Below are 11,426 nucleotides of genomic sequence, written 5' to 3'. Positions count from 1 at the left end.
AAAAATGATTTTCATCGCTGCGCTGTTCGTATTCATATGGTCAACGGGGTTCATTGTTGGCAAGGCTATTGTGCCGTACGCCGACCCGACCTTGTTCCTTTTTGTGCGCATGTGCATTGCAGCAGTGCTGTTCACGGGCATTGCCCTCTATGCCAAAGTAAAGTGGCCGCCACTGCGTGAAATTCCCAAGCATTTGCTTGCCGGTGTGTTGCTGCAGGGTATGTATTTATGCGGTGTGTTCTGGGCCATTGCCGGTGGTGTTCCCCCGGCCGTCATGGCCTTGATTGGTTCGGTGCAGCCATTGCTGACAGCTGTATTTGCCATTCCCATTCTCAAGGAAATTCCGTCACGCCGGGTCTGGGTGGGTATTTTCATGGGAATGATCGGTGTGTTTCTGGTTGTTCAGCCCGCACTCAGCAATACCGGTGTCGGGGCATTCCCGTTGTGGGCTTTCATGGTGGGGGTGTTGGCTGTTCTGTCCATCACGTTCGGTACCATCGTACAAAAGACATCTATTCAGGCGGTCGACATCCGCGTGGCACTATCTTTGCAAAATTTCGGTACCTTGCTGTTTACGGGCGCCTTTGCGCTGATTCTTGGGGAAACCCGCTGGATCTGGTCGCCTGAACTGTGGGCGTCGTTGTTTTGGGCTGCGTTTGTGCTGACGGGTATTGGTACCATGCTCTTGATCTATATTATCCGGCGAGGTCAGGCTGCGACGGCTTCATCCCTGATGTTTTTGTCGCCGGTACTCGTTGCCATCGAGGCTTTCCTGATTTTCGGCGATAAACTCATGCCCATCCAGCTGGCTGGCTTTGTGGCCGTACTGTCGGGTGTGTTTATTTGTAATGCGCGCCGGGCCGGCTAATGGTTGAATGCTGATGGCTATGGCTATGGCTATGGCTATGGCTATGGCTATGGCTGATGGCTGATGGCTGATGGCTGTGATGTTGCCGGGCTGGCGACGGCCTTCTTGTTTCGTGTTTTGTTGCAGGTGTGTTATGGGTTTCAAGGCGGTAATGCGGTGGTTGGTGGTGTGTGTACTGGCTGCCGTTTCGGTGCCGGTGTGGGCCACGGGGTATATCAGTCGTACGCTGAATCATCCGTTTCCCGGCGGTGTGGCGGTGTTGCAGCTTGGGGAAGGGGTAGTGCACCGCCGACGGTTGTTTACCGTGACCACCCGGTCATGGTGCTTAAAGACAGCGACCAGCTCTGGATTGCCCTGGTGGGAATCGGCCTTGATGTCAAGCCTGGCGTTCAATCGGCCACTGTCGGGTCAGGCAGCAGCCAGCGAAGCATTCAATTTACGGTCAACCCGCGCGACTACAAATCACAGCATATTACGTTGCGTAATCAGAAGCACGTAAGTCCTGACCCCGAGCAGCTCAAGCGCTTTGAACGCGAATACGATGCGCAGATGAAGGCCTATGCGCAGTTTCGTGACCAGATGCCCAGCAACATTCGCCTTGATCGTCCTGTACAGGGGCGGTTATCCAGCCCGTTTGGTTTGCGGCGTTTTTTCAATGGCGAAGAGCGCAACCCGCATTCCGGGCTTGACTTTGCCGTGCCAACCGGAACGCCTGTGAAAGCACCGGCTGATGGTGTCGTAACGATCGTTGATGATTATTATTTCAATGGCAAGACCATATTCATTGATCACGGCCTGGGGCTGATCACCATGTATTGCCATTTGTCAGCGCAGGACGTCAAGGTCGGACAAGTGGTCAAGCGTGGTCAGGTGATTGGCAAGGTGGGCGCGACCGGGCGCGCGACCGGGCCGCACCTGCACTGGAATGTCAGCCTGAACAATCAGCGCGTAGACCCCGCCCTGTTTATTGATTAAGCGGGCAGGCTTTTTCTGGTCTTTTTCATTGAAAAAGGCCTGGCGCTGTTCATTGAGCGGGGGATGTGGCCCGCACAGGACGGGTGGGCCTCAGCCCTTGACCCGAACGATTTTCTGTACCTGGGGTACGTGCCGCATGGAACGGATGACCTGGGCCAGATGCTTGCGGCTATCAACCTGTACCGTCAGGTGAAGCAGGCCGGTGGCTGCGGCTTCTTCCTGCATGGTCAGGTGGGTGATGTTCGAACCTGCATCGGTAATTTCTGCAGCCAGACGGCCCAGCACGCCGCGTTCGTTCATGACAGTGACATCAAGACGACAGTTCAGGTGGCGGGCGGTATCGGCCGCCCAGGCGACCGGAATCCAGCGTTCGGGCTCTTTGGCGCGTTGACGCAGGGCCACCGGGCAATCGGCCATGTGAACGACCAGGCCATGGCCCAGCCGGATACCGCCAATAATGGCGTCTCCGGGCAATGGGCCGCAACAGGTGGCCAGTTGAACGGCCTGGCCTTCGTTGCCGTGGACCAGCACGGCAGTGGCCTGGGCCGATGTGATTTCGTCGACGGCTGCAGCGGTTGTTGCCACGATTGAATTTTCGGGGGCAAAGCGACGAGCCACCACGGCAGCCAGGCGTTTGCCCAGGCCAATATCAGCCAGAATTTCTTCGCGAGAGACCGCCCCGGAACTTTTAGCCAGCTTTTCCCAGTTCGGATCATTGTCGTCCGGGTAGGCCAGCCCGATCTGGTCGAAGGCCTGGCTCAGCAGGCGTCGGCCAAAAGCAACCGACTCTTCGTACTTGACCGTACGCAGGTAGTGACGGATTTCAGAGCGGGCACGACCGGTGCGCACATAATTCAGCCATTGCGCGCTGGGCCGAGAGGCCGGCGAGGTAATGATTTCGACAGCATCGCCGCTTTTGAGTTCGGTACGCAGTGGCGAGAATTCGCCGTTGATTTTTGAGGCAATGGCCTGATTGCCGATGTCAGTATGGATCGAGTAGGCAAAATCGACCGGCGTTGCGCCGCGCGGCAAGGAAACAATTTTGCCTTGGGGGTGAAGACGTAAACCGCGTCAGGGAACAGATCGACTTTGACGTGTTCGAGGAACTCGCCGGAATCACCGGTCTGGCTCTGGATGTCGAGCAGGGATTGCAACCATTGATGGGTGCGCTTCTGAAGTGTGTTCAGACTGGCGTCATCGTTTTTGTAGAGCCAGTGTGCAGCAACGCCTTCTTCGGCAACACGGTCCATATCGCGAGTACGGAACTGGAACTCGACCGGTGTGCCATATGGGCCGACCAGGGTGGTATGCAGTGACTGGTAGCCGTTGAGCTTGGGTATTGCGATGTAGTCTTTGAACTTGCCGGGAACCGGGCGGTAGAGCTGATGCAGGGTGCCCAGCGCCAGGTAGCACTCGGGTAGCGTATGCACGACAACCCGGAAGCCGTAGATGTCGAGGACATCGGAAAATGATTTTTTCTGTTCGAGCATCTTTTTATAGATGCCGTAGTACGATTTTTCACGGCCCGAGACTTCGGCCTCGATGCCGGCAGCGGGCAGGGCCACCTTGACGGCATCGGTGATTTTGCTTAGCACTTCACGACGGTTGCCACGTGCCGTCAGGACGGCTTTCTTGATGACATCGTAGCGGTTCGGGTAATTGGCCTGAAAGCAAAGGTCTTGCAGTTCGCGGTAAACCGCATTTAGCCCCAACCGATGCGCGATCGGGGTGTAGATGTCCATGGTTTCGCGTGCAATCCGGCGCCGCTTTTCGGCGCTGACCGCCCCAAGGGTGCGCATGTTGTGCAGGCGGTCGGCCAGCTTGATGAGAATGACACGAACATCGCGCGCCATGGCCAGCAACATTTTCCGAAAACTCTCGGCCTGTTGCTCGGCCTTGGATGCAAATTCGAGTCGGTCAAGCTTGGATACGCCGTCAACGATTTCGGCCACATCGGGGCTGAAGCGTTCGGCCAGTTCCTGCTTGGGCACGCCCTGGTCTTCCATCACGTCGTGTAACAGGGCCGCCATCAGTGAGTCAGCATCCAGCTTCCAGCTGGCACAGATTTCAGTTACGGCGATCGGGTGCGAAATGTAGGGTTCACCGCTGGCCCTGAATTGGCCAAGGTGGGCCTGATCGGCGAATCGATAGGCTTCTTTGACCCGTTCAATGTCTTTGTCGTCGAGGTACTGGCTGATGACCTGCGTGAGGGGGCCAGCGAGGCAATGGGTGCGGAAGCGGGTGTAACGCTTTCGGGTGCCGCTGTTGCCGGGCGCGCCTTAGCGGTTGTCGTGCGACGGCGCAGCCGGGGACGTCTGAAGACGTTCAGCAAGCCGCTTGAAGCATCGCGAAGACTGGAAAACGCCATGGTGCCCCCGTGTTGTTGATCAGGTCGGAACTTTGCGCAGCATTTCAATACCGGTTACGCCGGCGGCAATTTCGCGCAAGGCCGTTACGGTAGGCTTGTCTTTGCTTTCGATACGTGGTTCGTGGCCTTGAGCCAGTTCGCGCGCACGGTAGGTTGCGGCCAGTGTGAGATTGAAACGATTGGGGATTTTTGAAAGGCAGTCTTCAACGGTAATGCGGGCCATGGTGAATATCCTTGAGAAACAATAAGTTGAACAGGTTAGTTGGCAGTTGGGCTAATGCCCAGTTGCGAAAACAATGCCGAATGCCGCACCGCTTGCGCAGGGTAGCGCAGGCGTGCGGCAGAAATAATTTGCGAAAGCTGTGCCAAAGCGATGCTAAATTCTTGATTAATAATAACATATTGGCATTCTGAAGCGTGCGACATTTCGCTGCCTGCCGCCAGCAGACGTTTGGTGATAACGTGCGGGGCATCTTGCCCCCGGTTCTTGAGCCGGCTTTCCAGGGCTTCAATCGACGGTGGCAAGATGAAAATGCCAATGGCGTCGGGGAAGTGCTTTTTGATCTGCCTCGCACCCTGCCAGTCAATTTCAAGCAGCACATCTAGTCCGTCATTGATGGCGGCTTCAATACGGTCTCGCGGGGTGCCGTAAAAATTGCCGTGGACTTCGGCCCACTCGAGCAGAGCGTTGTTGTCACGCATGGCCAGAAACTGTTCTTTGCTGACAAACCGGTAGTGCTGGTCGTTGACTTCGCCCGGCCGCGGGTCGCGTGTCGTGCAGGAGATCGACAGCATGATGTCGTTGTCTTGCGCGAGCAGCGCGTTGACAAGACTGGATTTTCCGGCACCACTGGGTGCCACCACCATAAAAATTGATCCGGAAGATGCGGGCATGACAGAACCGGTTAAACGTAAGTTGATCGTAGGGTGTAAGAGCAGGGCAGCAGGTGACGGGGCCGGAGGCCGGCATTAACCTGCATGATCTGGCTGGCCAAGGGCCAGCAGGGTGGCGTCGTAGGCTTCGGTGTTGGTGCACAGAAAAACGACAGCATCATCCAGATTCATGTTGAAGGCAATGTCGGCAACTTGTACGGCGGCTTCATCAGCCGTTGCAACTGCGGCAACGTGCCAGTCGTTGGCCTGCTCGTAGGCTTCCGTCGAAACGAGCTCGGCCACACGGTGAATATCGGGCTCGCTGATGACGACATAGGCCGTGAAAACCAGATCTTCGATCTGGACATTCAGGATCAGGCCTTCGGGCAAGGCGGAAACAATCTGGCTGGTTGCATTCATGGTTTGATTGTAACTGATGGGGTTGGCTGCCGACGTCGTTACCGTCCCGAAAATGCTACGCTAGAACGCTTTTTAGACGTACAGACGGGTTCTACTATGAAATTAGCAACATGGAACGTGAACTCTTTGAAGGTGCGCTTGCCCCAGGTGCTCGATTGGCTCGCTGCCAACCCGGTGGACGCGTTATGCCTGCAAGAGCTCAAGTTGCCGAACGACAAGTTTCCGGTCGAGGCGCTGGCGCAAGCCGGTTACCACGCCGCGTGGGCCGGTCAGAAAACCTACAATGGGGTGGCCGTGCTGTCGCGCCAGCCGGGCACGGATGTTCAGGTCAATCTGCCGAATTTCGAAGACCCGCAGCAACGCGTGATTGCGGTTACGCTTCCCTCGGCGGGAGGCGACATCCGGGTCGTCAGTGCCTACTGTCCGAACGGGCAAGCCCTCGATAGCGAAAAATTCGAATACAAGTTGCAGTGGTTTGCCGCTTTCGAGGCGTGGCTGGCTGATGAGCTCAAGCGTTTTCCGCGCCTGGCTGTATTGGGTGACTACAACATTGCTCCGGCAGACGAAGATGTGCATGATCCGGCCAAGTGGGCCGGGCAGGTCCATGTCTCCGAGCCCGAGCGTGCGGCCTTCCGGCGTTTGCTCTCGCTGGGCCTGACGGACGCCTTCCGGTTGTTCGAACAGGATGAAAAATCGTTCAGTTGGTGGGATTATCGTCAGTTTGCGTTCCGGCGTAATGCCGGTTTGCGGATTGACCATGTGCTGTTGTCGGCGGCTCTGGTGCCGCATTGCACAGCCTGCAGTATTGACAAGACACCGCGTCGCAACGAACAGCCTTCCGATCACACACCTGTCGTGGCAACGCTTGACCTGGGGGGCATGATGCATAAGGCGGCACCTGGTCCCCGCGACGAACCGACGCTTTCCGAGTCCGACGGTATCCGGTACTTGCACTTTGATTCGGTTTGGGTGCAAGGGGCGATGCGTGTGAAGAAGCCCGATGAACTCGTGCTGGCGTATACGCAGCAAATGATGGCGTGGTTGCTGTTTCTTGAGCCTTCCCGCAAAGATACGCTGGGCTTTCTGGGGCTGGGTGCCGGGTCGTTGCTCCGGTTTGCACACAAGCATATGCAAGCCCGTTTGTGCACGGCAGAGTGGAATCCGGCGGTAACGGCAATTTGCCGGGCCTATTTTCGATTGCCAGAGTCGAAGCGTTCGACGATTGACCATCAGGACGCTGCCCTATGGGTCAGGCAACCCGACCAGGTCGGTCGTTTTCGTGCGCTGATGGTGGATTTGTACGATGCCGACGCCCTGGGTCCGGTGCGTGATTCGCTCGAGTTCTATCAAGACTGTTTCCATGCGCTTGACGATGTTGGCGTCATGGCGGTCAATCTGTTTGGCAATCACAGCAGCTTTGCCCCCAATATTGAACGTTTGCGTGAGGTTTTTCAGGGTCGCGTGCTGGAGTTGCCGGAAATCGACGAAGGTAACCGGATTGTTCTGGGCTTGAAAGGGCCATTGCTTGATGTTTCTGTGGCACAGTTTCTGGACCGGGCCCATCAGGTTGAGCAGGTCTATGGTTTGCCGGCGGTGCAATGGGCGCGTTCATTGTTGTCGCAGCTGACCCAAGATGCGCGCGTAAGGGTCTGATGGCACGGTATTTACGGGCAAATCAACGACGTTTAAGCTTTCTGTAAAATAAGCCGGTTATCTTCAGGAGACTTGTATGCGTTCTGTAGTGATCAAACCTCTCGTCGGTGCTTTGTTGGCGCTGTCGTGTGCCGTGCCTGTTGTCGCCATGGCTCAATCCGTTGCGGTGACGTCAATTGTCGAGCACCCCGCGCTTGATGCCCTGAAGGACGGCGTGAAAGATGCGCTTGAAAAGGCAGGTTTCACCGAAGAAAAAGGCCTGAAGTGGGCCTACGAAACGGCCCAGGGCAACAATGCCATCGCTGCACAGATTGCACGCAAGTTCATCGGCGACAAACCCGATGTCATCGTAGCCATTGCGACGCCCACCGCCCAGGCTGTCGTTGCCGCCACCAAAACCATTCCTGTTGTGTATGCCGCCGTGACGGATCCAGTTGAGGCGCAGCTGGTTCCGACACTTGAGGCCTCGGGTACCAATGTGACAGGCGTGTCCGACATGCTTGACCTGACCCGTCAGGTTGAACTGATCCGGCAGGTTGTGCCTGATGCCAAGACGGTCGGCATGGTGTACAACCCGGGCGAGGCCAATTCGGCTGTCGTTGTGCGTCAATTGCGCGAGCTGTTGCCCACTTTTGGCATGACGCTGGTCGAGGTCAGCGCACCGCGTACGGTTGATGTCGGTGCGGCAGCCCGCAGCCTGATTGGTCGCGCCGATGTCATCTATACCAGCACTGACAACAATGTGGTGTCGGCCTACGAGGCGCTGGTCAAGGTGGGTAACGATGCGGATATTCCGCTGGTCGCGTCCGATCCCGACAGCGTCAAGCGGGGGCTATCGCCGCGTTAGGGATCAATTACTACGATCTTGGGCTGCAGACGGGCGCCATGGTGATCGATGTGCTCAATGGCAAGGTGCCTGGCGAGATGCCTTCCCAGATGGGGAAAACGGTAGAGCTGCACGTCAACCTGGATGCGGCCGCCAAACAGGGAGTTACCTTGTCACCCGAGCTGGTCAAGTCGGCAGCCAACGTCATTCAATAATCGTTTTTTCTGGCGCCGGGCGCTTGCGCCCGGCCAGGAGCCGGCATGTCTATCTATTCCCTGTGGGGCGCGCTTGAAATCGGGCTGATTTTTGCGCTTGTCGCCCTGAGTGTGCTTATTTCTTTTCGCATTTTGCGTTTCCCCGATTTAACCGTTGATGGCAGCTTTCCTCTGGGCGGAGCGGTTGCCGCTGTGCTGATCGCTGCGGATGTCAATCCGTTCGTTGCAACGCTTGTGGCGATGGGGGCCGGCGCTTGTGCAGGTGCGTTAACCGGCTGGCTGAACGTGCGTCTGAAAGTGATGGATCTGCTGGCCAGCATTCTGGTCATGATTGCCCTGTATTCGATCAACTTGCGCGTCATGGGGGCTCCTAATATTCCGCTGATCACTGACCCGACCGTTTTCACACTGCTGCACACTGAAAGCATCGACGACTTTGTCTTTCGCCCCTTGCTGATGCTGCTGATCGTTATTGTGGTCAAGCTCTTGCTTGACGGGTATCTCAAGACCGAGTCGGGGCTGGCCATGCGGGCAACCGGTTCAAACCCGCGCATGGCTCGTGCGCAGGGCGTTGCAACCGGAGGTATGGTCATTCTGGGGCTGGCGATTGCCAACGCTTTGTGTGCCTTGGGCGGGGCATTGTTTGCGCAGTCTCAGGGCGGTGCGGATATTTCAATGGGCATTGGCACCATTGTTATCGGGCTTGCCGCCGTGATTCTGGGTGAAAGCATTTTGTCGTCACGCAATATTCTGGTTATCACGCTGGCCGCAATTGTCGGCGCGGTGCTGTACCGGTTTTTCGTTGCGCTGGCACTGAATGTTGATTTCATTGGCTTGCAGGCGCAAGACCTCAATCTGATCACTGCAGTGCTGGTGACGGTGGCGTTGGTCATCCCCTGTTGAAAAAACGTCTGCGGGCCGGTGCCCGGGCCGTCAAGGGTACCGTTGGTGGTGCCACTTCCCGCAAAGGTTGATCCATGCTGAAAGCCGAAGAGTTGTTCATTACGTTCAATGCGGGTACACCCATTGAAACTCGTGCGTTGCGCGGTTTGAGTCTCGATATTCCGGCCGGGCAGTTCATTACCGTGATTGGTTCGAATGGCGCCGGCAAGTCAACCCTGCTGAATGCCATTTCAGGTGACTTGCCGGTTGATGAAGGGCGCATCATCATTGACGATGCCGATGTCACACGGGCGCCGGTCTGGGAACGGGCCCGGCGGGTTGCACGGGTTTTTCAGGATCCGATGGCGGGAACCTGCGAAGACCTGACGATCGAAGAAAACATGGCGCTGGCCATGCGTCGGGGTGGGTCCAGGGGCTGACGTCAGCCGTGAAAAAATGTATCGCGAACGCTTTAGGGCGTCTTTGGAAACGTTGGGCCTGGGCCTGGAAAACCGCCTGACTGACCGGATCGGGTTATTGTCCGGAGGCCAGCGACAAGCCGTCAGCCTGCTGATGGCAACGCTGCAGCCTTCACGTATTTTGTTGCTTGACGAACACACGGCTGCGCTTGACCCCAGAACCGCCAGTTTTGTGCTTGACCTGACCCGTACTATTGTCGGCCAGCACAAACTGACGACCCTGATGGTGACGCACAGCATGCGTCAGGCCCTTGATGTGGGTGACCGTACCATCATGTTGCATCAGGGCAATATTGTCCTTGATATTTCTGGAAAAGAACGTCAAGGGATGGATGTTCCCGGGTTGTTGGCCATGTTCGAGCGTGTGCGCGGTGAAGCGGTCTCAGACGATGCATTATTGCTGGGTTGATGTGTTATTTTTATGTGGTTCACCCTGTTTTAACATTAAATTTTTTAATTAATTAGTATCATTTAGCAAGAATTTTCCCTATTACTGTACGGGTTGGTTTCGTTATATACTGCTTGCCTACCTAGTTCTCAACCGGTAAGTTCCGCGTGTCGGTACTTGCCGGTTTGTCGTCGGAGCCGTTACATGCCATACCTATCGTTGCCTGCCTGGCAGAGCAAAGCAAAAGCCGTTGTTCTTCTGTCTGTACTCTCGCTCGCAGCCTGCAGCGATCCTCCGGCGCAGGGGCCCGGTGGCATGAAAGTGCCGGTCAGCGTGGTGACCGTGCAGCCGCAGCCCGCCCAGGTAACCGTCGATTTGCCCGGACGCATCAGTGCTCTTCAAGATGCCCAGGTCCGGGCGCGGGTCAGTGGTATTGTTGATGCCATCAATTTTGAACAAGGCAGTAACGTAAAAGCGGGGCAGTTGTTGTTCACGATTGACCCTGCGCCCTACCAGGCGGTTCGTGATCAGGCGGCAGCGCAGCTGCAACGGGCACAGGCCGATGCGCGTGCGGCCCAGCTTCTGGCGGATCGTTACAGCCGTTTGGTCAAAGAGCGTGCCGTCAGTCAGCAAGAATACGATAACGCGACTTCGGCTGCAGCTCAGGCCCGCGCGGCAGTGGCGTCTGCAAAAGCGGCATTGCAGGCGGCTGAAATTGATCTGGGGTACACCAAGGTGACCTCGCCCATCGACGGGCGCATCGGCAAGGCCTATGTTACCGAAGGGGCGCTGGTCAGCGCTGCACAGGCCACCTTGCTGGCCGATGTCCAGGCATTTGACCGTGTTTATGTCGACATTACCCGTTCGACAACCCAGCTGGCGCAATTGCGCAAAGCGATTGCCGATGGTGTGCTCAAACAGTCGGCCGATGGTTCGGCCCAGGTGCGGGTGATCCTTGAAGATGGGGCGGAGCACACCCAGGCCGGCAAGTTGCTGTTTTCGGGTGTGAGTGTCGACCCGTCAACCGGGCAGGTCAATTTGCGGGCGGAAGTTGACAACCCCGACCAGACCTTGTTGCCCGGCATGTACGTGCGGGCTCGTATCGATCAGGGCGTCGACGAACAGGCTTTGCTGGTTCCGCAGCAGGCCGTGCGCCGCGATGCCAATGGTGACAGTTCCCTGATGGTCGTCAAAGATGAAACGGTCAGTGCGGTACCCGTCACGGTCGGGCCGGTTCTGAAAGGTCAGTATCTGATTACCAGCGGTGTCCAGGCCGGTGATGTTGTGGTCGTGGAAGGTTTTCAGAAGATTCGTCCGGGTGCGCCGGTTGCCGCCATGCCATGGAAACCGGCAGGGCAGGGTGATCCAGCCGCATCCGGTACTGGCGGCGGTAATACATCGACATCGCCCCAGCCTGCAGGTACTCCATCGCGAGGTCAGTCGGCTGACTGATCGTTTTGTCCATGATGCCATGGGGTG

The 11,426-nt window shown here is 56.9% G+C and carries 6 protein-coding genes and 5 pseudogenes; 7 read left to right on the top strand and 4 right to left on the bottom strand.

All coding sequences use genetic code 11. The features are described from left to right. The first annotated feature begins 4 nt into the window (after positions 1–4). Together N7E01_RS17970 and N7E01_RS17965 are read left to right on the top strand one after the other, a co-directional pair. On the top strand, positions 5–868 hold the full coding sequence (locus tag N7E01_RS17970; RefSeq protein ID WP_289173869.1) for a DMT family transporter: 864 nt from the start codon (positions 5–7) through the stop codon (positions 866–868). A 151-nt stretch (positions 869–1,019) separates the two neighbouring features. Further along, positions 1,020–1,843, top strand: a pseudogene (locus N7E01_RS17965) (peptidoglycan DD-metalloendopeptidase family protein). 90 nt (positions 1,844–1,933) lie between these two features. Here the strand turns inward: N7E01_RS17965 and N7E01_RS17960 are convergent. The 4 genes and pseudogenes from N7E01_RS17960 to N7E01_RS17945 all read right to left on the bottom strand — a co-directional run bounded on the left by N7E01_RS17960 (position 1,934) and on the right by N7E01_RS17945 (position 5,504). Further along, positions 1,934–4,211, bottom strand: a pseudogene (locus N7E01_RS17960) (RelA/SpoT family protein). Positions 4,212–4,230: 19 nt separating this feature from the next. Continuing rightward, positions 4,231–4,434 carry a DNA-directed RNA polymerase subunit omega gene (rpoZ, locus tag N7E01_RS17955; RefSeq protein WP_289173868.1) on the bottom strand — a complete coding sequence of 68 codons (204 nt, stop codon included), beginning with the start codon at positions 4,432–4,434 and terminating at the stop codon, positions 4,231–4,233. A 35-nt stretch (positions 4,435–4,469) separates the two neighbouring features. Further along, entirely contained in the window at positions 4,470–5,105 is a 636-nt protein-coding gene (gmk, locus tag N7E01_RS17950; protein ID WP_289173867.1) for a guanylate kinase, read from the bottom strand. Positions 5,106–5,180: 75 nt separating this feature from the next. Then, positions 5,181–5,504: a hypothetical protein gene (locus N7E01_RS17945; RefSeq protein ID WP_289173866.1), complete on the bottom strand. Its 324-nt coding sequence runs from the start codon at positions 5,502–5,504 to the stop codon at positions 5,181–5,183. A 96-nt stretch (positions 5,505–5,600) separates the two neighbouring features. Here N7E01_RS17945 and xth point away from each other — a divergent pair. From xth to N7E01_RS17920, 5 genes and pseudogenes are all read left to right on the top strand, one after another. Continuing rightward, a pseudogene (gene xth / locus N7E01_RS17940) lies at positions 5,601–6,371 on the top strand (exodeoxyribonuclease III); the annotation flags it as partial. Positions 6,372–7,233: 862 nt separating this feature from the next. Further along, a pseudogene (locus N7E01_RS17935) lies at positions 7,234–8,198 on the top strand (ABC transporter substrate-binding protein). 45 nt (positions 8,199–8,243) lie between these two features. Beyond that, positions 8,244–9,101: an ABC transporter permease gene (locus N7E01_RS17930; protein WP_289173865.1), complete on the top strand. Its 858-nt coding sequence runs from the start codon at positions 8,244–8,246 to the stop codon at positions 9,099–9,101. Positions 9,102–9,175: 74 nt separating this feature from the next. Further along, positions 9,176–9,968: pseudogene (locus tag N7E01_RS17925) on the top strand (ABC transporter ATP-binding protein). A gap of 183 nt (positions 9,969–10,151) precedes the next feature. After that, positions 10,152–11,399: an efflux RND transporter periplasmic adaptor subunit gene (locus tag N7E01_RS17920; protein WP_289173863.1), complete on the top strand. Its 1,248-nt coding sequence runs from the start codon at positions 10,152–10,154 to the stop codon at positions 11,397–11,399. Positions 11,400–11,426 lie beyond the last annotated feature (27 nt).

The sequence above is a fragment of the Neopusillimonas aromaticivorans genome, from assembly GCF_030344915.1.
Lineage (GTDB): Bacteria > Pseudomonadota > Gammaproteobacteria > Burkholderiales > Burkholderiaceae_B > Neopusillimonas > Neopusillimonas aromaticivorans.
Note: the sequence above shows the minus strand (reverse complement) of the source record. Positions and strands in the feature narration are given on the sequence as shown.